At 59.0% G+C, this 23,192-nt stretch carries 20 protein-coding genes; 9 read left to right on the plus strand and 11 right to left on the minus strand.

What is annotated here, in order from left to right; translation table 11 throughout:
• Positions 1-34 precede the first annotated feature (34 nt).
• The gene (locus tag C8N45_RS14000) at positions 35-2,746 is read left to right on the plus strand and encodes a hypothetical protein (RefSeq protein ID WP_108386875.1); all 2,712 of its coding nucleotides are present in this window, start codon (positions 35-37) and stop codon (positions 2,744-2,746) included.
• A gap of 5 nt (positions 2,747-2,751) precedes the next feature.
• Here the strand turns inward: C8N45_RS14000 and hppD are convergent, their stop codons facing one another.
• Positions 2,752-3,846, minus strand: coding sequence for a 4-hydroxyphenylpyruvate dioxygenase (gene hppD, locus C8N45_RS14005; RefSeq protein WP_108386955.1), 1,095 nt, complete (start codon positions 3,844-3,846; stop codon positions 2,752-2,754).
• Between the two features lie 133 nt (positions 3,847-3,979).
• Here hppD and C8N45_RS14010 point away from each other — a divergent pair, with 133 nt between their 5' ends.
• Together C8N45_RS14010 and C8N45_RS14015 are read left to right on the plus strand one after the other, a co-directional pair.
• Positions 3,980-4,438 (plus strand): Lrp/AsnC family transcriptional regulator, encoded by a 459-nt coding sequence (locus tag C8N45_RS14010; protein ID WP_108386876.1) that lies wholly within the window; start codon positions 3,980-3,982, stop codon positions 4,436-4,438.
• A 123-nt stretch (positions 4,439-4,561) separates the two neighbouring features.
• Positions 4,562-6,436 (plus strand): monovalent cation:proton antiporter-2 (CPA2) family protein, encoded by a 1,875-nt coding sequence (locus C8N45_RS14015; protein WP_108386877.1) that lies wholly within the window; start codon positions 4,562-4,564, stop codon positions 6,434-6,436.
• A gap of 4 nt (positions 6,437-6,440) precedes the next feature.
• Here the strand turns inward: C8N45_RS14015 and cobT are convergent, their stop codons facing one another.
• Positions 6,441-7,451 (minus strand): nicotinate-nucleotide--dimethylbenzimidazole phosphoribosyltransferase, encoded by a 1,011-nt coding sequence (gene cobT, locus C8N45_RS14020; protein WP_108386878.1) that lies wholly within the window; start codon positions 7,449-7,451, stop codon positions 6,441-6,443.
• Between the two features lie 76 nt (positions 7,452-7,527).
• On the opposite strand from cobT, the gene cobS reads away from it, so the two are divergent.
• A complete protein-coding gene (gene cobS, locus C8N45_RS14025; protein WP_108386956.1) occupies positions 7,528-8,304 on the plus strand; it encodes an adenosylcobinamide-GDP ribazoletransferase in 777 nt (258 codons plus the stop codon).
• On the opposite strand, the gene C8N45_RS14030 is transcribed toward cobS, so the two are convergent.
• Both C8N45_RS14030 and C8N45_RS14035 read right to left on the minus strand, forming a co-directional pair.
• The gene (locus tag C8N45_RS14030; RefSeq protein ID WP_245882675.1) at positions 8,294-8,995 is read right to left on the minus strand and encodes an FG-GAP repeat domain-containing protein; all 702 of its coding nucleotides are present in this window, start codon (positions 8,993-8,995) and stop codon (positions 8,294-8,296) included. The two genes, cobS and C8N45_RS14030, sit on opposite strands and share 11 nt — an antisense overlap.
• The gene (locus C8N45_RS14035) at positions 8,992-9,315 is read right to left on the minus strand and encodes a 2Fe-2S iron-sulfur cluster-binding protein (RefSeq protein WP_108386879.1); all 324 of its coding nucleotides are present in this window, start codon (positions 9,313-9,315) and stop codon (positions 8,992-8,994) included. The genes C8N45_RS14030 and C8N45_RS14035 overlap by 4 nt, the downstream gene beginning before the upstream one ends.
• A 172-nt stretch (positions 9,316-9,487) precedes the next feature.
• Between C8N45_RS14035 and C8N45_RS14040 the strand changes: the two genes are divergently transcribed.
• Genes C8N45_RS14040 through C8N45_RS14050 form a run of 3 tightly spaced genes read left to right on the plus strand, consistent with a single transcriptional unit; the run spans position 9,488 to position 13,012 of the window.
• Entirely contained in the window at positions 9,488-10,483 is a 996-nt protein-coding gene (locus tag C8N45_RS14040) for a TAXI family TRAP transporter solute-binding subunit (RefSeq protein WP_108386958.1), read from the plus strand.
• 56 nt (positions 10,484-10,539) lie between these two features.
• On the plus strand, positions 10,540-12,639 hold the full coding sequence (locus tag C8N45_RS14045) for a TRAP transporter permease (RefSeq protein ID WP_108386880.1): 2,100 nt from the start codon (positions 10,540-10,542) through the stop codon (positions 12,637-12,639).
• Positions 12,632-13,012: a GFA family protein gene (locus tag C8N45_RS14050; protein WP_108386959.1), complete on the plus strand. Its 381-nt coding sequence runs from the start codon at positions 12,632-12,634 to the stop codon at positions 13,010-13,012. Before C8N45_RS14045 ends, C8N45_RS14050 begins: the two co-directional genes overlap by 8 nt.
• Here C8N45_RS14050 and speB read toward each other — a convergent pair.
• The 6 genes from speB to rpiA all read right to left on the minus strand — a co-directional run bounded on the left by speB (position 13,009) and on the right by rpiA (position 20,135).
• Positions 13,009-13,971, minus strand: coding sequence for an agmatinase (gene speB, locus C8N45_RS14055; protein WP_108386881.1), 963 nt, complete (start codon positions 13,969-13,971; stop codon positions 13,009-13,011). The genes C8N45_RS14050 and speB overlap by 4 nt on opposite strands.
• Positions 13,972-14,115: 144 nt before the next feature.
• On the minus strand, positions 14,116-15,597 hold the full coding sequence (locus C8N45_RS14060; protein ID WP_375342474.1) for a Do family serine endopeptidase: 1,482 nt from the start codon (positions 15,595-15,597) through the stop codon (positions 14,116-14,118).
• Between the two features lie 256 nt (positions 15,598-15,853).
• On the minus strand, positions 15,854-16,735 hold the full coding sequence (gene hflC / locus C8N45_RS14065; RefSeq protein ID WP_108386882.1) for a protease modulator HflC: 882 nt from the start codon (positions 16,733-16,735) through the stop codon (positions 15,854-15,856).
• Positions 16,735-17,877, minus strand: coding sequence for an FtsH protease activity modulator HflK (gene hflK, locus C8N45_RS14070; protein ID WP_108386883.1), 1,143 nt, complete (start codon positions 17,875-17,877; stop codon positions 16,735-16,737). Before hflK ends, hflC begins: the two co-directional genes overlap by 1 nt.
• Before the next feature lie 77 nt (positions 17,878-17,954).
• A complete protein-coding gene (gene gor, locus C8N45_RS14075; protein ID WP_108386884.1) occupies positions 17,955-19,310 on the minus strand; it encodes a glutathione-disulfide reductase in 1,356 nt (451 codons plus the stop codon).
• A 36-nt stretch (positions 19,311-19,346) separates the two neighbouring features.
• Positions 19,347-20,135 carry a ribose-5-phosphate isomerase RpiA gene (gene rpiA / locus C8N45_RS14080; RefSeq protein ID WP_108386885.1) on the minus strand — a complete coding sequence of 263 codons (789 nt, stop codon included), beginning with the start codon at positions 20,133-20,135 and terminating at the stop codon, positions 19,347-19,349.
• A gap of 147 nt (positions 20,136-20,282) precedes the next feature.
• Between rpiA and C8N45_RS14085 the strand changes: the two genes are divergently transcribed.
• The gene (locus C8N45_RS14085) at positions 20,283-20,954 is read left to right on the plus strand and encodes a glutathione S-transferase family protein (protein WP_108386886.1); all 672 of its coding nucleotides are present in this window, start codon (positions 20,283-20,285) and stop codon (positions 20,952-20,954) included.
• Between the two features lie 3 nt (positions 20,955-20,957).
• Complete coding sequence (locus C8N45_RS14090; RefSeq protein WP_108386887.1) at positions 20,958-22,331, plus strand: L-serine ammonia-lyase; 1,374 nt, start codon at positions 20,958-20,960, stop codon at positions 22,329-22,331.
• 259 nt (positions 22,332-22,590) lie between these two features.
• Here the strand turns inward: C8N45_RS14090 and C8N45_RS23000 are convergent, their stop codons facing one another.
• Positions 22,591-23,109, minus strand: coding sequence for a hypothetical protein (locus C8N45_RS23000; protein ID WP_133175983.1), 519 nt, complete (start codon positions 23,107-23,109; stop codon positions 22,591-22,593).
• Between the last annotated feature and the right edge of the window lie 83 nt (positions 23,110-23,192).

Raw genomic sequence — 23,192 nt, forward strand, 5'->3', positions numbered from 1 at the left:
TTTTGCTGAAAATAGACCGATGCTAGATGCAGGTATGACCACAAACTTCGCGCTATCGCTTTCCATGGAGGGGATTCAGCTGCTCCACCGGGTGACCGGAGGCTGGAAGCTTGTGGGCGACGCATCCATCGAAGACCCCAGGCTTGATGATGTGCTGGCCGATCTGCGCAACAAAGCCATGGCGTTAGAGCCGACGGGCATGCGCACGAAACTCGTTATCCCGTTGGACCAGATCAAATATCTGGCTCTTGATACGACGCAGACCACGCAAGAAGAGATCGAAGCGGCCATCGACGGGACGACCCCCTACGCGCTGGACGAACTGGTGATTGACAGCGAGCGGCGGGGCGGCCGCACCCACATTGCAGCCGTGGCCAAGGAAACGCTGGACGAGGCCGAGGCCTTTGCGCGCGCCCACCGCTTCAACCCGGTTTGTTTCGTGGCGATCCCCGAACCTTTCACATTCCAAAGCGAAGTTTTCTTTGGCCCGACCCGGATGATGACCGAAGTTCTGGGTGCCAATGGCGAGGTCACGCGCGATGTTCTGCCGATCATGATCGCGGGAACCCGGATCAAGTCGCGTCTGCTGATCTTTGACATTCCCGACGATGAATTGCCTGCGGCTGACGGGCACGATCTTGCGACCCTGCTTGGGCCCTCTGCTGCCGATGAAGCACCGGATGAGGGCACAAACGCGCAGGAGCCTGCACGCGCAGATGATCCGGAACCACAGGCAGCCGCACCTGAGGTGGATAGCGCGCCAGTAGAACCAGAACCAGCGACCACAGGCGAACAGCTTGTGTTTGCTGAGGTTGACGCCCCGGCGGAGACGGCACCCAAGGCCACAGATGGCGGCGAAGAAGAGGCGCAAGAGCCTGAAACTGCGCAGTTTGACGAGGTCGTCGAAGAACCGGCCGCCATCATCGCTGATGCCGTCGAACCGCAAGAGGCACCACAAACGCCCCCCGAACCAACGGAACCACAGCCAAAGGCCCTTCCCCCGAATAGTCCGGTTTTCACGATACCGGTCGATCCGATCATTGCAGAATACCATACGGCACGGCCGAAATATCAGCGCCGAGCAAAGCAGCGTGTTGTCGGCTCGCGCACTGCGGTCGCTCCTGCCGCGCCGCCGCACTACCCTGACGTTGAAAGCATCGCACCGGTCATCGTTGCACCAAAAGCGCCGGTGCGCAACGCCGCAAAACCGGCTCCGAACCGGGCCAAGCCCGTCATGGTCGGCACTGCGGTCGCGGCCAGCGCGGCTTTGGCTGGCTGGCTGTGGATGCAATCGGGGGAAGCTGATACTGTTCCGATCAACCCGGCATCCGAGGCCGCAATACCGGAACAACCGACAGATACCGCCGCGCAATTGTCCAATGTGCCACCGGACGTGCCAACCGAAGCACCGACCTTGGCACGTTCCAATCCCGCACCGCTGGCGGTGTCGCCCGGCCTGCCAATCTTTGAGGACTGGATCAGCTTTGCCGCCTACAGTGCCCCACCCGCTTTTATGCTGGCGGCACCAGATACGCCGCTCAGCGCGCCTACCGCAATGCCAGCCCCGCCACCGGAAGCGACTGTTGCAACGGTCGGCGCACCACTTCTGCGCGGGCGCGTACTTAGCCCTGATGAGGCGGAATTGATCTATCAGGCAACCGGCGTTTGGCAACGTGCGCCACGCATCCTTGCAGCGCCTGAAACGACCACAAAGGATGGTGTGGTCTGGCCCGAAGCGCTGCCGGCGCCGGGAAAGGTCGCGCAACCGATCACCCTTGAAAGCAAAGTGCTGGCACCCGAGCTTGATTTTCTGGCCCCGGCCGATCCGCCGCCACCAACCGCCCGCTTTGCCGTGGACGAACAGGGCAATATCGTGGCTACGCCCGAAGGGGCGGTGACACCCGAAGGGGCCATCGTTTTTGCGGGTCTGCCCGACCTGACCGTCAGGGCCCGTCCCGAACTGTCCAGTGAAACACTGGCGATGATGCAGGCCCTTGCCCCATCGCCCGATGGCGTAGAAATTATCGCCGGACCGCCGCCTGTTGTGCCGCCCGTACGGCCCAACGATCTGGCCGAAGCCAATGCAGACTTGGCACCCGGCGCGGTTGGCATTGCAGGTTTGCAAGGCACAGAGGATACAGCAGAAGCATTGCTTGCCCGGCCCACGGATGAGCCGCGCCCGACAGCACGGCCTGCCGGATTGGACACCAGCCTGCCGCCCGAAGCCTTGCCCAGTGATCCTGATATTGCGTCGGTCATTGCGGGGATCGCGACCGAAGAAACGGCATCGCCTTTCATCGATATCACCAGAAACGCCATCGCTGAATCGCGCAGACCACGCACGCGCCCGCAAAATTTCAGCCGCGTGGTGACAGCGGCCCTGCAACGGCAACGCGCCACGGCCGCGACCCCTGCCACACCCGCCACACCTGCCCCGCAGGCAGCTGCTGCCCCCAGATCGGCACCTGCCGCGTCCGCAGCCCCCCGCAATGGCGGCGCGGTCCCCGGCGGCGTAGCGCGTGCCGCGACGCAAGAGGATGCGATCCAGCTTGGCGATATCAATCTGATCGGGGTCTACGGACGCGCCAATGCACGGCGCGCGCTGGTCAGGCTGACAAACGGCCGCTACGTCCGGGTGGAAATCGGCAGTTCACTTGATGGCGGACAAGTGACCGCCATCGGTGACAAGGCTTTGAACTACGTCAAGCGCGGCAGGACCTATGCGATACAGGTGCCCGTCAACTGACCGCCCTATGATGCTTTGAGCACACCGCGCGCGACCTGATCTGCCTCAATGCTTTCGAACAGCGCCTTGAAGTTACCCTCGCCAAAGCCGTCATCGCCCTTGCGCTGAATGAACTCAAAAAAGATCGGTCCGATAACGGTCTTTGAAAAGATTTGCAGCAGGATACGGGTTTCACCGCCGTCCACCACACCTTCGCCATCGATCAGAATGCCGTGTTTCATCATACGGTCCAGCGGTTCTTCGTGGCCGACAACGCGGTCATGGCTCAGATCGTAATAGCTTTGCGGTGGTTTCGGCATGAACTTGATCCCACGGGCGGCAATTTCGTCTGTCGCCGCGTAAATGTCATGCGCACCCACGGCAATATGCTGAATTCCCTCGCCCTTGTACCGCTTGAGATATTCGACGATCTGCCCTGTCTCGCCACGGTCCTCGTTGATCGGGATACGGATACGCCCGCAGGGGGATGTCAGGGCACGCGACAGCAGGCCGGTAAACTTGCCTTCGATGTCGAAAAACCGGATTTCCCTGAAATTGAACAGGTCGCCATAGAACTTGAACCAGACGTCCATGTTGCCCTTGTGCACGTTGTGCGTCAGGTGATCGAGGTAGTGAAAACCGACACCGCCCGGATGCGCCTTGGATACCCAGTTGAATTCGGCGTTGTAGGGGTTGGTTTCGTAATATTGGTCGATGAAGTAGATCAGGCTGCCGCCGATGCCCACAATCGCAGGCACATCCATCATCTTGCCCGCGCCCTCATAGGGGGTCGCGCCCTTGCTGACCGCATGATCAAACGCATGTTGCGCATCGACAACGCGCCACCCCATGGACGGGGCGCAGGGGCCGTGCTCTGCCACGAAATTGCGGGCATGGCTGCCCGGTTCATTATTGATCACATAGGTGATGTCACCCTGCTGCCAAAGTTCAATGTCCTTGGTCTTGTGCGTGGCCGTGTGGGTGTAACCCATCTTGCCAAATAAATCGCGCAGCGTTTCGGGGTCTTCGTGCGCGAACTCAACAAATTCAAAACCGTCTGTCCCGGCAGGATTGTCGGCGGTGATTGTGGCTTTCGGTGCGTCGTGTGGAAATGGTCCCATTGCGCTATGCTCCTTTTCTTGCTTGCGGCATGATACCGCAAGTTGTTTGCGCATTCGCGGCAAAATGATAGGAGTATCGCAGAATATTTGCGCATTTGCCGCGCCATAAACTTATAAGCTGCGAGGTTTCCGCATGACACTAGATCCAACTGACCGTCGATTGCTCGCTGCCTTGCAGCGCGACTCGACCCTCACCGCGCAGGACCTGAGCGCGCAATTGAACATGTCTGCCTCTCAGGCGGGGCGGCGCAGGCAACGACTGGAGGCCGAAGGCTACATCGCGGGCTACCGCGCCTATCTGCATCCCGAAAAGATCGGATTGACGGTCGAGGCCTTTATTCAGGTGGTCATGGCCACCCATACCGAACAGAACGCGCAGGATTTCGTGCGGCTGACCAAGACACAGCCGCAGATCGTGGGGGCCTGGACGCTGACGGGCGATGCCGACTATCTGTTGCGCATCTACTGTGCCGATCTGACGGCGCTGAACAGAATGGTGCAGCAGGTCTTGTTGCCGCATCCGGCGGTGAGCCGCGTACAAAGTCAAATCGTGATGGAACGTATCAAACCCGACGCGCCACTGCCCGTTTAGGTCACAGATATTTTCACTCAATCTGCCTGTTTGTTGGGACCGACTTAAACTAGTTTTTCTTTGCAGGCGCCATTTCGCAATCATGCGTTGCGCAGGCTCTGGCGGCTTGTCTATACGTGATCTATGGAAAGCTTCCTGCTACAGGCCACGATCTATCTGGGTGCCGCGGTTATCGCGGTGCCACTGGCTGCGCGCCTTGGGCTTGGGTCGGTGCTGGGCTATCTGATGGCAGGCATCGTCATCGGACCTGTGACCGGTTTGGTTGGCACGGCTGAGACCCTCGACATCCAGCATTTTGCCGAATTCGGCGTCGTGATGATGCTGTTCCTGATCGGGCTGGAACTTGAGCCGCGCGCGCTTTGGAATATGCGCGACAGGCTGATCGGGCTGGGTGGCTTGCAGGTGACGGTCACGATGGTCGCCATCATGGCAGGGGCCATGCTGTTGGGATACGGCTGGGAGACGTCGCTTGCGATCGGGATGATATTTGCGTTATCTTCAACGGCCATCGTTCTGCAAACGCTGCAAGAAAAGGGTTTGATACAAACCAGTGGCGGCAGGTCAACCTTTTCCGTTCTGCTGACACAGGATATCGCCGTGATCCCGATGCTGGCGCTGCTGCCCTTGTTGGCAGTGCCCGAGCTTTTGACACTGAGCCCCGACGGGTCGATGAAACTGGTTGACCCCGATGATGCACATCACGGCACGCTTAGTCTGGTCGAAGGACTTCCGGGCTGGGGTGTAACCCTTGTCACGGTCGGCGCTGTTGCTGCTGTAATTCTGGCGGGTATTTTTCTGACCCGTCCGGTGTTCCGCTATATCCACCAAGCCCGCCTGCGCGAGATGTACACAGCACTTGCGCTGCTGATGGTGGTGTCGATTGCCGTGTTGATGGGCATGGTCGGCCTGTCCCCTGCCTTGGGGACGTTTCTGGCTGGCGTTGTGCTGGCCAACTCTGAATTCCGGCACGAACTGGAAAGCGATCTGGAACCGTTCAAGGGGCTTTTGCTTGGGTTGTTCTTCATCACTGTCGGGGCCGGGATCAACTTTACCCTGCTGTTTGAAAGACCGACGTATATTCTGAGCCTGACAATCGCAGTCATGGTAATCAAGGCCGTTATTCTGCTCAGCCTTGCGATCATCTTCAAAATCAAGGGCAAAGACAGGTGGCTGTTCACACTTGGTCTGGCACAGGCCGGTGAATTCGGCTTTGTGCTGATCTCCTTTTCATCGCAACAGGGTGTGCTCAGCGACGGTCTGTCGAACACCTTGCTGCTTGTGGTGGCCATGTCGATGCTGATCACACCGCTGTTATTCATCGTTTATGACAGGCTCAGCCAGCGGATGACCGAAGTGTCACACGTGGACCATGACAAGGTCGAAGAACAAGGCACCGTGATTATCGCAGGCATCGGGCGCTTTGGGCAGATCGTCAACCGGCTGGTGCAATCGGCGGGGTTTTCCACGGTCGTCATCGACAGCAACCTGACCACTGTACAAACGATGCGCAAATTCGGCTTTCGCGGTTACTTTGGTGACCCGACGCGCCCGGATGTGCTGAACGCAGCCGGGCTGGACGATGCCAAGGTTCTTGTGGTGGCGATTGACGACAAGGCCATGGCGCTCAAACTGGTCGCCTATGCCCGCAAGGCACGGCCCGATCTGCACATCATTGCACGCGCCCATGACCGGGTGCATGTCTATGAACTTTTTGCAGCCGGGGCCAATGACATCGTGCGCGAAATGTTTGACAGTTCGCTGCGCGCCGGACGCTATGTGCTCGAGAATCTGGGCCTGTCCGAGTTTGAAGCAAACGAGGCCGAACAGCTCTTTTATCAGCACGACAGATACACGCTGCGCGAACTGGCAGAGCTTTGGAAACCCGGCATGCCAGTGTCAGAAGTGCCAGAGTATGTCAAACGCGCCAATGAGTTGAACAACGATCTTGAGACAGCACTGACCGCACGGCAGCAAAGCAGCGAAAAGGACGCAAGCTAGGCGATCAGCCCTCGCTTACACCCGCTTGGGCAAAGGTCGACATGCCGGAATGACAGGCAACAGCACCGCGCAACACATTGATTGCCAGCGCAGCACCTGACCCTTCGCCCAAGCGCAGACCAAGCCGCAAGAGCGGCTCTTTGCCGAGCGCGTTCAGCAACTTTTCATGAGCCCCTTCGGCACTCAGATGACCGGCAATTGCATGATCTAGCGCGCCCGCCTGCATTTCGGCCAGAACCAAAGCCGCAGCGCTGCAAATGAACCCATCAAGGATCACCGGGATACGGTGATGCCGCGCCGCGGCCATCGCACCTGCCATCGCAGCAATCTCGCGCCCGCCCAGACACCGCAGAACGTCCAGCGGTGCGCGGCTGTCGTGCAGCGCAAGCCCCGCGCGGATTGCGTCAGTCTTGCGCGCCAACCCTGCATCATCCACGCCTGTCCCGCGCCCGGTCCAATCGGCGACGTCCCCGCCAAGCAGGGCTGCGGCGATAGCTGCCGCCGATGTTGTGTTGCCAATCCCCATTTCGCCCGTGATCAGCAGGTCACTGTCGGGGTCCACCGCATTCCAGCCAGTTTGCAGGGCGGCGATCACCTCTGCCTCGGTCATTGCGGGGGCTTGTGTGAAGTCCGCCGTCGGCACGTCCAGCGACAAGGCATGCACGTCCATTCTGGCCCCCGCAGCTTTGGACAGTTGATTGATCGCCGCACCGCCATGTTCAAAATTGGCGACCATCTGCATGGTCACTTCCGGCGGGAAAGCTGACACACCCTGCGCGCAAACGCCGTGGTTGCCCGCAAAAACAATCACCTGTGGCGCGGTGATGTGCGGCTGCGGTGTCCCGCGCCAGCCTGCGTACCAGATCGCGAGATCCTCCAGACGGCCCAATGCGCCTGGCGGTTTGGTCAATTGCCCGTTGCGGTCCTGTGCGGCGGCAACCGCTGCGGCATCCGGCACGGTGGACTGACCCAGCGTTTCGCGAAATTCTGAAAGTGTGGTGAAAGGTACGTGCATCAGGTCCTCATTGCATCAGGCTTGGCCACTGTCTAACAATCCCGGCGGGGATGAAAAGACCACAAAGGACCCGTTGATGACCAACCGCGACACGACGCCCATGATGACCGTCAGCGATGTCTTTGCAGCGTTGGGCCTGCTCAGCCGGTTGCCGGTCCCGGTGGACGGGGAAAAAGCCACAGCACGTGGTGCGGCAGCGGCTTGGGCCTATCCGCTGGCGGGGCTGGTGATCGGCTCTATCGTCGCATGTGTCGCAACCGCAGCCCTCTGGGCTGGGCTGGGGGCCCCCATTGCCGCAGCCCTCGCGCTTGCCACGAATGTCATCATCACCGGTGCCATGCACGAAGACGGGTTGGCCGATAGTGCCGATGGGCTTTGGGGCGGCTGGGAGCCTGCGCGCCGATTGGAGATCATGAAAGACAGCCATATCGGCGTCTACGGTGTGACGGCACTTGCGCTGTCGTTTCTGCTCCGCTGGCTTGCGCTCAGCATGTTGATCGGCAGCGGACTGCATTGGGCCGCCATCATCAGCGCCGCAATGCTGAGCAGGGCCAGCATGACAGAGCTTATGGCGATCCTGCCAAATGCCCGCGACACCGGGCTGAGCAAGTCTGTCGGGCGCCCCACGCACGCAGGGGCCACGGTCGCCGCAGTCATCGGTCTGGCCGCCAGCCTGTTGCTTTGGGGCCTGACAGGGCTGATTGTCGCTGTTGTTGCTCAAGTGGCGGCTTTGGTCTGTACCGCGATTGCCAAGGCGAAAATCGGCGGGCAAACCGGCGATACTCTGGGCGCGACCCAGCAGATCAGCGAAATTGCGGCGTTTCTGGCGATGGTCGTGTTGTTCAGCAGCTAAGGGCGGCGGCAAAGGATGCCCGCCCCTCATGTGGCCCGATGGGGCGGGTGGTCAGTGCGCCATCCACCAACCGTGTCGCCATGATCCGGCTCCAGTCGGCATTGGCCGTGATCATCTGTGGCCCCTGCCCACAATCACGGATGCCACCGGCAATGTCGCTTTCGCCAATGCGGTGGTTTGTCAGGCCAGACAGGTCCGCGACGGGTTGCAGCGCACCGTCGATGAACCGCCAGACACGGAGCGTCTTGGCCAGATGGGGGCGGTCTATATAAGCCACCTCGATTGCTCCGTCCCCGTCCAGATCAGCAGCACCGATCGGCGCCAACCACCGATTGGTGCGCCCGATAAACGGGGTGGCGGCCAGTGCAGCGGGTTGTCCATCCACCATCCCCAACACCAACAGGCGGGCACCAAGGTCGCGATGGCTTTGGATCAGCACCAGTTCCGGCGCGCCGTCGCCCGTGACATCCCACAGGCGGGGGGCAGTATCTTCGAACACCAGCGCGTCGGGCAATGTGATCGACCAACGCCCTTGCACGCCGATAATGTCGATCCCGCCCCATTCAATCGCATCGCCCAGAATACCGTGCGCATAGCGTGCCGTCGGGGTGGTGTATGTGGCAGAGGTGATCGTATCCGCCGCCACAGGCGCAGCCAGCAGGCAGCAAATGGCGGCGATACGAAAAATCAAATCTGCTTTTCTGGCATCTGCACGCGCAGACCGTCCAATGCGTCAGTGACTTTCAACTGACAGGTCAGACGCGACTTTGTTGCGTCCGGCTCGAACGCGAAATCAAGCATGTCTTCTTCCATTGCGTCCTTAGCTGGCAGCTTTTCGACCCATGCGTCATCCACGTAGACATGGCATGTCGAACAGGCACAAGCGCCACCGCAGTCCGCCTCGATGCCGGGAATGCCATTGTCGCGGGCCCCTTCCATCACGGTCAACCCGTTGGCGACGTCAACAACATGCTCTTTTCCGCCAAATTCAACGTAGGTAATCTTTGCCATCTGAGATCGTTCCCCTGAAAGTCTGATGCATTTGGTCGTTTCTAGGACAGGGCAGCGCGCCCTACCAGTAGAAAATACGCTAAATCCCGCAGGTTCCCTTTGAACTCTCACGCACCGGACGGTAGCCTGCATGACGATGGGCCGAACGGGCCCGCAGATCAGGGAGAAGAACATGAATTATCTATCCAAGGCGGTCCTTGCGGCAAGCCTGACAGTTGCACCGATGGCCCACGCAGAAGAGGCGTCATATATTCTGGCAACCGCATCCACCGGGGGGACATATTACCCGGTTGGCGTCGCGCTTTCGACATTGATCAAGGTCAAGCTGGAGCCATCGGAAAAAATCGGGATGTCGGCGATCAGCTCGGCCGGGTCCGGTGAAAACGTCCGCCTGCTGCGCGAAGGCGAAGCGCAATTCGGCATTCTGCAAGGCCTTTACGGCTACTACGCGGCCACTGGCACAGGACCGGTCAGCGAAAAGCAGGACAACCTGCGGTCCGTCACAATGCTTTGGCAGAACGTGGAGCAGTTCGTTGTCAGCGCAGATGCCGCAACAACCGGCACGATCGAAGATATGGTTGCTCTCAAGGGCGAAGGCATGGCGCTTGGCCGTCAGAACTCTGGCACCATCGGGTCAAACAGCACGATTCTGTCGGGCTTTGGCATTGATATCGAAACCGATTATGACTTGGTCTTTGCCGGTTATGGCCCATCCGCCGAAGCCCTGCAAAACGGTCAGGTCAAAGGTATAAGCACACCTGCGGGTGTCCCGACAGGCGCGATCAGCCAGTTGATGGCCTCTGCCGGTGACAGTGTGAAGATGCTGAATTTCACCGAAGAACAGGTTGCCATGGCCGATGGTGGTCGCGGACTGTGGACCCCCTACAATATTCCCGCAGGCACCTACCCCGGCCAGACCGAAGATGTGAACACCATCGCGCAGCCCAATTTTCTGGCAACAGATGCGAGCCTGCCCGAAGAAAACGTCTATATGATCACCAAGACGATCTATGAAAACCTGCCGTTCCTTCAGGCCATTCACCCTGCGACGAAAGTCATGGCGATCGAGGCCGCAATTGCCGGCCTGCCTGTGCCCCTGCACCCCGGTGCCGCGCGTTATTATCAGGAAGTCGGGATTGATATCCCCGAGCGTCTGATCGCACAATAAACCACTGACGGCCCGCCGCACAGGCGGGCCGTTTTCGGATGACGGGGGAGATAGCAATGTCAGAAGAAAAACCGGCCGAAGGACTGGTCCAGCGCGTATTTTCCGGCTGGCCAAATCAGGCGCTGACATTGCTCTGTCTGCTGATCGCATTGGGCCATATCTATGTGGCGTTTGATCCGATCATCTCTGAACTGCAACGCAACGCATACCACTTTGCAGGGTTCGCCTTTCTGGCCGCTGTCTTGCACCCGATGATCCGCGGCACGGCGCGCAGTGGGGCGATGCTGGCCGTTGACCTGACGCTGGGGTGTCTGGTTGCAGCCTCTGCCATCTATCTGCCTTTTGCCGAACAAGGGATTTATGACCGCGACGTCAAGCTGAACGGGCTGGACTGGATGGCCGCAATCCTGTGTGTGGTAGGTGCCATCGAACTGACCCGCAGGCTGACCGGATGGGTCATTCCACTGCTTATCATCATCGCCATCAGCTATGTCGGGCTGTGGGGGAAATTTATCAGCGGGGTCTTTTCATTCCCCGGACTGTCATGGGAATCAATCGCCTTTCGGTCGATCTATGGCGATGACGCGATGTTTGGCACCATTGCACGCATTTCCTCGACCTATGTGTTCTTGTTCATCATTTTCGGGGCTTTCCTTTTACGCTCGGGCGCGGGTGACTTTGTGATCAACCTTGCCCGCGCTGTCGCCGGGCGCATGGTCGGCGGGCCAGGCATTGTGGCTGTCATCGCCTCTGGTTTGACAGGTACGATTTCAGGGTCCGCTGTCGCCAATACTGCATCAACCGGTGTCATCACGATCCCCCTGATGAAAAGGGCAGGATTTCCGCCCAGGTTCGCAGGCGGGGTCGAGGCCGCGTCGTCAACCGGTGGGCAACTGATGCCCCCGATCATGGGCGCGGGGGCGTTCGTGATGGCAAGCTTTACCCAGATCCCGTACGAAACCATCGTGGCCGTCGCCGCCCTGCCCGCCTTGCTTTACTTTCTTTCCGTTGCATTTTTCGTCCGGATCGAAGCCCGCCGTCTGGGCCTGCCCCCAATGGACAGTGATGGCGAAACGCTGGGCTCTGCCTTTGCCAAGGGGGGCGCAAGTTTTGTCATCCCGATCGGCGGATTAATCGGCATGTTGGTCGCGGGCTTCACCCCCGCCTATGCCGCTGTTTTCGGGATCATTGCCGTGATCGCGTCAAGCTGGCTGACCCGCAACCCCATGGGGCCCCGCGCCGTGCTCGAGGCTTTGGTGATGGGCACCAAGGGCATGATCATGACGGCGGTGCTGCTGTGCGCAGTGGGGCTTGTGGTCAACGTGATTGCAACAGCCGGGATCGGCAACACCTTCAGCCTGATGATCGCCGAATGGGCGGGCGGCAACCTGTTGGTTGCCATCACCCTGATTGCACTTGCCAGTCTGGTGTTGGGCATGGGGCTGCCAGTCACGGCGGCCTACATCGTTCTTGCGACCCTTTCGGCACCAGCCCTTGCAGGCATGATTCAGGATCGTTTTGTCATCGACGCGCTCGCATCGGGCACAATCGGAGAGGCTGGCAAGGCAATCCTGATGTTCGGGGTGCCTGATCCGTCGATCCTGGCGGGGCCCATCACACCAGAGGATGCCGCGGCGATCATCAAGTCACTGCCTTTGGAAGTCGCAGCCCCCTTGCGCGACCTCACCGTGCCATCAGAGGTTGCCGTGGCCGCCGTGCTGTCCGCCCATATGATCATTTTCTGGCTATCACAGGATAGCAACGTCACACCGCCCGTGGCGCTTGCGGCCTTTACGGCGGCCGCGATTGCCAAGGCCCCGGCGATGGCCACAGGTTTTGCCAGCTGGAAGCTGGCCAAGGGGCTTTATATCGTGCCCTTGATGATGGCCTACACCCCCTTTCTGTCAGGTGACTGGGGGGTGATGCTTGTGATCTTTGCGTTTGGGGTCGTCGGCATCTACGCGCTCGCGGGTGCGTTGCAAGGCTGCATGGAAAGCCCGGTTGGATGGTTGACCCGCATCGTGCTGGGCGTTGCCGGTGCAGCCTGCATCTGGCCGACAAGCCTGCCCGTCCACGCAATTGCCGCTGCAATCGTCATAGGTTTGCTGGTCTGGAACCGCCAGCAGATGCCAGAAAGTGCTGCGCAAAATGCATGAGGGAAGCTGTCTTTGCGGCGCGGTCACCTTTACGGTCACGGGGAACCTGCCACAGCCGAACGCCTGCCATTGCACCAACTGCCGGAAACACTCCGGCCATTATGAAGCCTCGGTCGATGTGCCGCGCGATAGATTGCAGGTGTCGGGCATGGGCCATGTCAAATGGTATCAGTCGTCTGAAAAGGTCAGGCGCGGGTTTTGTGACACCTGCGGATCAACCTTGTTCTGGGACCCTGTGTTTCATGACTGGACCGCAATCGCGATGGGGGCGTTCGATACGCCCACGCAGACGACTCTGAAGATGCATATCTTTGTGTCTGAAAAGGGCGACTATTACGACATCGCCGACGGGTTGCCACAAAATCAAACCTAGGGCCTTTTCCTGCGTTCATGAAAAATGAACCCAAGGAAGTTCAACAGCACCTGTGCTGCCAGAATGGCCGTGCTGCCTGTCTGGTCGTAGTCCGGGGCAACCTCGACCAGATCAACGCCCACCACCTCGTGCCGCTTTGACAGGGCCTGTAGCATTTCAAGCACGTCGTAATACAAAAAGCCCCCGTGGCTGGGTGTTCCCGTCCCCGGCGCGATGGACGGGCAAAACCCGTCAATGTCCAGCGTCACATAGACTTTGACCCCTTCGGGTATCCGGTTGATGACCTCTTGCGGGCCCAATTTGTGCGCCTGCCGGACCGACAGGATATCCGACCCCATGGCCCGCGCGGCATCATAGCCTTCCTTGGCGGTCGAGGACACATTGCGGATACCCACCTGCGTCAGTCCGGTGACATAGGGTTTTTCTGCCGCCCTGCGCATCGGGTTGCCGTGTCCGAAACGGACCCCGTGCCGTTCATCGACAAAATCAAGATGGGCATCGATTTGCAGAATGTGAATGTCATCGCGCCCCGCGAACGCATCGATGCAAGGAATATTGACCGAGTGATCACCCCCGATCACCACAGGCAAGGCACCGGCATCAAGAATAGCGTTGACCCCTGTCTTGATGTTGGCATGGCTTTGGATTGTGTCGGTATGCACGATATCGGCATCACCCAGATCAACAATGCGCACGTCTGCGCCCAGATAGGTGCAGTCATCCTCGTGATCATAGGCTCCCGCATGACCAAAGCTGAACAATGTTGACGCTTCGCGCACGGCACGCGGCCCGAAACGTGCGCCTGGCCGAAACTGGGTGCCAAAATCGAAAGGGGCGCCCAACACCGCAACATCGGCATCAATCGCCGTCCAGTCTGCCACAAGGGGCCGTTTGCCAAAGGTTGCGATGCCGACAAACGGCAGGTTCAGCCGTCCAGATGCGTAGCCGTGATTTGACAAAGATGTTCACTCCCGATGCGATGCGATGCGCCTAGCCAGAGCTTATCGGGCATTGGCGGCGGAACAAGTCAAAGTCAGCTGCGCGCACAAAAAAGGGCGGGCACCTTGCCGGTGCCCGCCCGAATTTCAAATACTGTGGTTGCTTTACTCTTCCAGAACCAGCGCCACAAAGCGTGGATCACCACCGCGACGCACCAGCATCAGGATCGACTTGCGGCCCGCCTCTGTTGCCGCCTCGATGCGTGCATTCAAATCAGCGATTGTCGCGACAGTTTGCTGGCCCGCCTCGGTAATCACGTCACCTTCAAGCAAGCCCTTCGACGCGGCTTCTGAATCCGGGTCAATGCCTGTGATGACAAGCCCGGCTTCAAGGTCAAGTGAATATTGCTCTGCCAGCTCGGGTGTGATCTCGGCCACTGAAAGCCCCAGAACTTCGCCTTGGGTCGGGTCGCTCTCCTGCTCTGTCGAGGCAGGGAACGCCACAGCCTCGGAGGTTTCACGACGGCCCAGCACCACTGTCAATGACTCTGTGCCGCCATTGCGCAGGACATTCACAGGGACTTCCTTGCCGACCGGTGAGTTCCCGACGATGCGCACAAGTTCACGGGTATCTTCGATTTCGACGCCGTCAAAGTTCAAAATGACGTCACCCGACAACATGCCAGCGTCTTCAGCCGGACCAGCGGGCACGTCAGTGACCATCGCACCGCGCGCCATGTCCAGACCTTCGATGGCGTCAACCATATCGGGGGTCACATCCTGGATGCGTACACCCAGCCACCCCCGGCGTGTTTCACCGTACTCTTTGAGTTGGTCAACAACGTTGGTCACAACCGACGCCGACATGGCAAAGCCAATCCCGATAGAGCCACCATTTGGCGACAGGATCGCCGTGTTCACGCCAATGACGTCACCGTCCATGTTGAACAGCGGCCCGCCAGAGTTACCACGGTTAATGGCGGCATCTGTCTGGATATAATCATCATAGGTGCCCGAGAGCGCGCGGTTGCGGGCGGATACGATCCCAGCGGAGACCGAGAACCCTTGGCCCAGCGGGTTACCCATCGCCATCACCCAGTCGCCCACGCGTGACCCGTCACCGTTGCTGTCACCAAATTCGACAAATGGCAAATCTTCCAGATCAACCTTGAGCAGGGCAATGTCGGTGTTGGGGTCAGTGCCGACCAGTTCGGCAGGCACCCCGTCTTCACCACCGGGAAAGAATTCGATCAGGATTTCATCAGCACCTTCGATCACGTGATTGTTGGTCACAATGAACCCATCCGCGGAAATGACGAAACCGGAACCCAGCGCAGACGACCGGCGCGCGCCATCGCCGGGGCCACGATCAAGATCGTTGAAGAAGTCTTCGAACGGGGATCCATCAGGCACCATACCTTGGGGCCCTGTGCGCCCTGCCACAACTGTGCTGGTCGTGATATTCACCACTGAAGGACTTACTTTTTCAGCCAGTTCGGCAAATGTGGATGGCCGGGATTGCGCAGCCGATGGCACGGCTTGTACAAATACCAGCGCGAAAACCATGGCGAGCATGGCAAGAAATGCAAACCCCAGGCGCCGTACCTGCCCTTGGTCTTGCTGAATTGCGATTGCCTTCAATGTCACGAGCAGTCTCCTTACTAACTGTTCCGCATGCCTGATGGCAGCGACGTTCTCTCATTAATGTCTATGTAGGGCACATATTGTGCAACGCAAATCTGGGTATCAGAAACTCAACTGGATGTGATGAAGCACCAGCAGTCTTAACAAAGCTTCAATTATACCGAATTCTATTCAACTTTGTTCAAAACCCACACCGACTGCGCCAACGACAAAGGGCCAGCACAATGGCCGGCCCTTTCGCATTCCATATACAATCAGATTACTCTGATGCGCTCGCACCCTGATCGGACTTGAGATAGTTGAAAAACTCATTGTCCGGCGACAGGACCATCGTTGAATTGCCCGGGCGCAACGACCGTTCATAGGCTGTCATTGACCGGTAGAATTCAAAGAACTCCGGATCCGCCCCAAATGCGCTGGCAAAGATGTTGTTGCGGCGCGCGTCTGCCTCACCCTGAATGATCTGGCTTTGACGCTCTGCGTCGGAAACCAGCTCGATCACGGTCCGGTCGGCACCGGCGCGAATACGCTGTGCGGCTTCTTCACCACGGGCCTTCTCGTCGGCGGCTTCGCGGTCACGTTCCGCCTTCATCCGCTCGTAGGTCGCGTTGAGGTTTTCAATCGGCAAATCGGTCCGCTTCAGACGCACGTCAATCACCTGCAAACCAAGCGCCTGCGCTTCGGCAATCGCTGAATTCCTGATCCGCAGCATCAGCGCGGCCCGGTCCACAGAGAGGATATCGTTCGAGGTCACAGAACCCAGAACTTCGCGTGTTTCCGCCCGCAGGATCGAATCGAGCCGCCGCGCGGCGGCCTCTTCGCCACCGGCACCAACGGCGCGGCGGAACTGTTCAACATTGGCGATCCGGTAACGCGCAAAGGCATCAACGACTAGACGACGATCATCGGACGGCGTGACCTCAAGCGGTTCTAGATCGCGGCTCAGGATACGGTCATCATAGCGGACAACTTCTTGGATCAAGGGCAGTTTGAACCCAAGGCCCGGCGTTTCCTTGACCTGTTTGATCTGACCAAACTGCAGTACAAGCGCCTTTTCGCGTTCATCGACAATGAACACGGACGACATGATGCCGACGACAATCACCGCCAGAATGGGAAGAAGAAAAGCTGACTTTTTCATTAGTTGGACTCCCCTGTTGTGTTGCGGCGCAGTTCGTTCAACGGCAGGTAGGGCACGACACCCTGTGCGCCGTCCTGACCTTCGTCAAGCAAGATGATGTCAACACCACCCAGCACACGTTCCATCGTTTCCAGATACAGACGCTTGCGGGTCACTTCCGGCGCGTTCTGGTATTCGGCCAAAACGGCAGAGAAACGGCTGGCTTCACCTTCGGCCTGGTTGACGACTTGCGCGCGATAGGCTTCGGCCTCTTCCAAAATCTGGGCGGCATTACCGCGGGCTTCGGCGACAACACGGTTGGCATAGGCGTCAGCCACGTTTTGCACCCGGTCACGTTCCTGTTCGGCATCCTGCACAAGGCGGAAGCTGTCGATAACGGGATCAGGCGGGTCGGCCTTGTCAAAGTTCACACGAATGATGTTCACGCCGCTGTCGTAGCTATCCAATGTCGTCTGGATCAATTCGCGCAATGTGTCGGCAATGACGCCACGATCACGGTTCAGAATCGGTGCCAGTTCGGATTGCGAAATGATTTCGCGCATCGCCGATTCAGCCACCGCCTCGATTGTTTGTGGGGGGTTGGACAGGTTGAACAAATACTGCTGCGGATCGGTGATGTTCCAGACAACCTGAAAATCAATATCGACGATATTCTCGTCACCGGTCAGCATCAGGCCTGCTTCTGACCCTGCGCGGCTGGTGCCGATGTCAATGTTGCGTTCCGACGTGACCGCGATAACTTCGCGGGTAACAATAGGCCAAGGTGCAAAGTTAAGACCCGGACCACCGGTTTGGCTGTAACGGCCCAGCATCAGTTCAACCGACTGTTCTTCGGGCTTGACGGTGTAGAAAGACGCAAACAGCCACGCACCAATCGCCACAAGCAGCGCAAGTCCGATTGTGCCGCGTGTCAGCTGCGGGCCACCGCCGCCGCGAGCGCCGCCACGATTGCCGCCGCCGTCACCGCCACCGCCCATCAGGACGCGCAGTTGTTCGCGGCCTTTGTTTACCAGATCGTCGATCTCGGGAATATTCGGGCCATCGTTGCCGGGCCTGCGTCCGCCGTTCGGGCGGTTATCGTCACCGCCACCTGAACCTTTGTTTCCGCCGCCGCCCCAAGGGCCCCCGTTGTTACCTGCCATCGCGTTTATACACTTCCTTTATTCAAAGGTCCTTCGGTTGGACCGACAGTCCTCATGTGGCGCTTTCTGAAATCAATTCAAGCAGTCCGCACAGGATCCTTCATTGTGACCAATTCTTCTGCCATTGTCGGGTGAACTGCAACAGTCCGGTCAAAATCTTCCTTTGTTGCACCCATTTTGACGGCAATGCCCGCAAGCTGGATCATCTCACCCGCGTGATCTGCGACAATATGACAGCCCAACACCTTGCGGGTCGCCTGTGACACGACAAGTTTCATCATGACCCTGTCAGTGCGTCCGGCAAACGCGTGGTTCATCGGTTTGAAAGACGTGCAGTAAATCTCGACCGGTTCAAGATCACGCGCGGCCTCTTCCGACAGGCCAATGGTGCCCATCTCGGGTTGTGTGAAAATGGCCGAGGGGATCAGTTCATGGTCAACCTTGGTTGGATTGCCCTTAAAGACGGTTTCGACAAATGCCATCCCCTCGCGGATCGCCACCGGCGTCAGTTGTACCCGGTCGGTGACATCGCCCACCGCGTAGATCGACGGAACAGCCGTCTGGCTGTAATCATCAACGATGATTTCACCATTGCGGCCAAGGGTCACCCCTGCATCTTCAAGCCCCATGTTTTCAGTGTTGGGCTTGCGCCCTGTGGCGAACATGACCTGATCATAAGTCGCCTCGGTGCCATTGGATGCCTTGACCCAGATACCGCCGTCGCACGTGTCCATCTCAAGGATATTGGTACCAAGGTGCAGGTTCACACCCTTTTCGATCATGCCTTCGGCAACCAGACCGCGCGCCTCATCATCAAAGCCGCGCAGGATTTGCGCGCCGCGGTAGAATTGCGTGGTCGCGACTCCCAGCCCGTTCATGATGCCTGCGAATTCAGAGGCGATATAGCCCCCACCCACGATCAGGATGGACTTTGGCAGTTCATCAAGCAGGAACACTTCGTTAGAGGTAATCGCATGTTCCGCGCCTTTGATATCGGGCAGAACAGGACGGCCCCCCGTGGCGATCAGGATATGTTTGGCACTGACTTCTTCACCGGTGCTGAGCAAAACAGTATGCGGATCTTTCAGGCTGGCCCGGGCATCAAAAATCGTAACGTCAGAGTTGCCCAGCAACTTGCGATAGACAGCTTCAAGCCGGTCAAGTTCGGCATGCAGCTTGGGACGGAACTGGCCCCAGTCAAAATCCCCGGCAGTGACATCCCAGCCATATGCGCTGGCGTCCTGCATCATTTCCGCATAGCCCGACGCAAAGACCATCAGCTTTTTGGGCACACAGCCGCGAATGACGCAGGTACCACCCATGCGAAATTCTTCGGCCAGGGCGACCTTGGCGCCGGCGGCCGCAGCAACGCGCGCAGCGCGCACCCCGCCAGACCCGCCACCGATGACAAAAAGGTCGTAATCAAACGCCATGAAACTGCTCCGTTCTTGCTTAAGGCCTCTGTCGGCTCAGTCCTTGATATCCGCGAAAAGGTTTTCGTTTTCCAGTATGTTGAACTGCACAACTTCGTGTTGGTCAGCGGCCAGATCACGCACCGTCACGCGGCCGTCAGCAAACCCGACAATAACCACGTCGCAGGTGTCGATGAACAACCCGTTGTCGACGACACCCGGTATCTGGTTCAGGATCAGGCTCAGTTCGCGCGGGTTCCCGATCCGCTTGAGATGCAGATCAAGGATGAAGTTGCCCTCGTCCGAGACAAAAGGCGCATCCGCCACATGCCGTTGCGTCACCTCACGGCCCATCACATCCATGCCATTCAGCGTTTCTTCGATTAGTGCCTTGGTGGTGTGCATGCCAAAGGGAATAACCTCGACCGGCAGGGGAAATGCACCAAGCGATTCCACCTTTTTTGAGGCATCGGCGATCACGATCATGCGGTCACTGGCGGTTGCGACGATCTTTTCCTGCAAATGTGCGCCGCCACCGCCTTTGATCAGGTTGAGGTCGTCGTCATACTCGTCAGTGCCATCAATTGTCACATCCAGCCATTTGGCTTCGTCCAGCGTAATGACATCGATGCCTACGTCGCGGGCCAGTTTTGCGGTGCGGCTGGATGTCGGCACACCTTTGATTTTCAGTCCATGATCGCGGACCAGCTCGCCCAGACATTGCACCATCCACGCGGCGGTTGACCCCGTCCCCAAGCCGACCTTCATGCCTGATTTGACGTACTCGGTGGCTTGCTTTGCGGCTACAAACTTTGCCTTATCGATCGGTGACAATGCGTTCGTCATCGGGGAACTCCAGAATTACTTGCCGCCTTATAGGCAAAATGCCCATGGGGTGCGAGACCTCAAATCATGCGGGGCGAGGTGTCACAATAGCTGACAATCGGTCGCATTTGACCACAGGTACTGCCACCGATCCTATAATGTGCGCCCATGTCTGACCCGCTTTGCCTTCACTATGCCCCTGATAATGCGTCACTTTGCGTAAGGTTGGCGCTTGAGGAAATTGGCGTGCCTTATCAAGAGGCTCTGGTTGACAGACGCACCCAGACCCAGCGCTCTGCCGCGTTTCTGGCAATGAACCCCAACGGGCTGATTCCTGTGCTGGAAACACCCCATGGGCCCATGTACGAAACGGGGGCGATTCTCTTGTGGCTTGCCGACCGGCACCGCACACTTTTGCCCGAGATTGACGACCCACAACGCGGCGCGGCGCTCCAGTGGCTTTTCTGGCTGTCCAACACCCTGCACCCGACTTTGCGGATGTTGTTCTATCCCCGGCAATTTGGCGCCGCGCGCGACTTGACGCAAACCCGCCTGACCACGCAGCTCGACCTGCTTGCAGCCGCCAGCACTGCACCGTGGCTTGATGCCAGCGCACCAAGCGCCCAAGCCTGTTATCTTGCGCCCATGCTGCGCTGGCCTGCGCTTTATGGCGGTGACACCGACTGGTTTGATCTGGGGCGTTGGCCGCGGTTGGAAGCATTTGCACGCCGGTGCGAAAAACGCCCTGCCGCAGTTCGCGCCGCCAAGGCCGAAGGGCTGGGTCCTACCCCGTTTTCTGCACCACACCCTTGCAACCCACCATTCGGAAGCGCAACTTAAGCCATGTTTCTTTCTGTCTTCGATATGTTCAAGGTGGGGGTCGGCCCCTCATCGTCGCACACCATCGGCCCGATGGTGGCGGCTGCCCGGTTCCTTGAGCATCTGCGGGCCCAGCCCTTTGCTGTGGCCGGTCTGCGCGCGTCGCTGCATGGCAGCCTTGCCTTTACAGGCATCGGTCACGCGACCGACCGCGCGGTCATCCTTGGGCTGGCGGGATTCCGGGCCGAAGATTACGATGCCGAAAAGGCCGAAGCCGAACTGACCCGCATCAGAGAAGAACACACAGTGTCGCCCGACGGGCTTGGCACATTGAAGTTCTACCCCAAAGATGATCTGCGCTTTGACTACGGGCCCGCCCTGCCCGGCCACGCCAACGGCATGATCTTGCAAGGCACCGATGCCCAGGGCGATGTGATCACCCAAGTCATCTACTATTCCGTCGGCGGCGGCTTTGTCCTGACCGAGGCGGAACTGAAAGCCGGTAAAGACACCGACAACGGCCCCCCTGTCCCCTATCCGTTCCACACCGCAACCGAGATGCTTGAGATGGCGATGACATCGGGCAAGACCATTGCAGACATGAAGCGGGCCAATGAGCTGTCGCGCAAATCGGGGGCGCAGCTTGATGCGGGGTTGGACCGGATCTGGCAGGTGATGAATGCCTGCATTGACCGTGGCCTTACCACGGACGGCATCCTGCCCGGCGGTCTGAACGTGCGCCGCCGCGCCAAGGGTATCCATGATGCGCTGATAGCCGAACGGGGCATGAACCTGACCGCGCCGCACACGATCAACGACTACATGTCCACCTATGCGATGGCCGTGAACGAAGAAAACGCCGCCGGTGGTCAGGTGGTGACAGCCCCCACCAACGGGGCCGCCGGTGTGGTGCCCGCCACAATCCGCTATTGGCTCGATCATGTGCCGGGGGCGGCCCCGTCGCGCGTACCGGAATTTCTGCTGACCGCTGCGGCCATTGGTGGGCTGATCAAATTCAACGCTTCGATATCCGGAGCCGAATGTGGCTGTCAGGCGGAAGTGGGCAGTGCCTCTGCCATGGCTGCGGCCGGGTTGGCAGCCGTGTTGGGCGGCACGCCTGAACAGATAGAAAACGCAGCCGAAATCGCGCTGGAGCATCACTTGGGCATGACCTGCGATCCCGTCAAAGGGCTGGTGCAGGTGCCGTGCATCGAACGCAACGGGTTGGGCGCGATCAAGGCAGTGTCCGCCGCATCGCTTGCCATGCGCGGCGACGGGAACCATCTGGTGTCGCTTGATGTGGCGATCGAAACGATGCGCCAGACCGGTGCGGATATGAGCGAGAAGTACAAGGAAACAGCTTTGGGTGGTTTGGCGGTGAATGTGCCGAATTGTTAGTGCACCGCCCGACACTTCCGCCACACATCGCAACTGTTCGCCCGCCCGGTCGTCAGACCGGGCAGCCCCCAACCCTCCGCACGGGAGGGGCATCACCCCCACCCAGGGACGGGGACTGTTCCCCGTCAAAGCGTTTCGCCTCTAGCCTGAGGCATCAGATAAAGGCGAAACGCTGTAGGTCAGGGAAAGTTGCAGGTTATTTCAACGCGTTCATGAACAACATTGCGGTTGTCAGCACCCGCAAAGCCTTGTGCTTGGTCTACACAGCCGGCATTTCCGCCCTGTCCATCATCGGCTCGCATACCTTCTCCATCGTGTTGATGCTGACGGGCGGCCAGCGGATCAGGCCCGGCATCCCCTCGCGGCGCGCGAAGAAATCCAGCATCACGATCTGGCTGCATTGCATGACCGAGCGGGGATGGCCGTGGGCGTCCTTTTCTTCCAGTTCCATGATGCAGAAGGTCGATTTCATGTCCGACGTATTCAGCTGACGGACATTGAACAGAATGTTGGAGATCCGCGCATCCTGCACGCTCGCATCCACTTCAAGCACGGTTGTACGCACCACCGTCCCCGGCACAGCACCCTTGAGCAGATCATTGGGCGTGACCGGATTGAAGCCGGGAAAGGCCGGATGTTGACAGTGCCCTCGAACGGGTCGTCTTTGAACGCCTTGTAGGGGCTCAGGTAAAATCCGTTGAGATCGGTGCGGCACCAATCGGCAGACCGCTGATATCGGGAATTGTGGGCGGGCGCTCAATTGCGCGGCTTGTCCCATGGCAAGGGCGGCACCGCCGTGCGGGATCGTGCCAAGACGCGCGGGGAATTTTCAAATATACGGCCGGAATTTGAAGTAATGCC

The organism is Yoonia sediminilitoris (genome assembly GCF_003058085.1).
In the GTDB taxonomy this organism is placed as follows: domain Bacteria; phylum Pseudomonadota; class Alphaproteobacteria; order Rhodobacterales; family Rhodobacteraceae; genus Yoonia; species Yoonia sediminilitoris.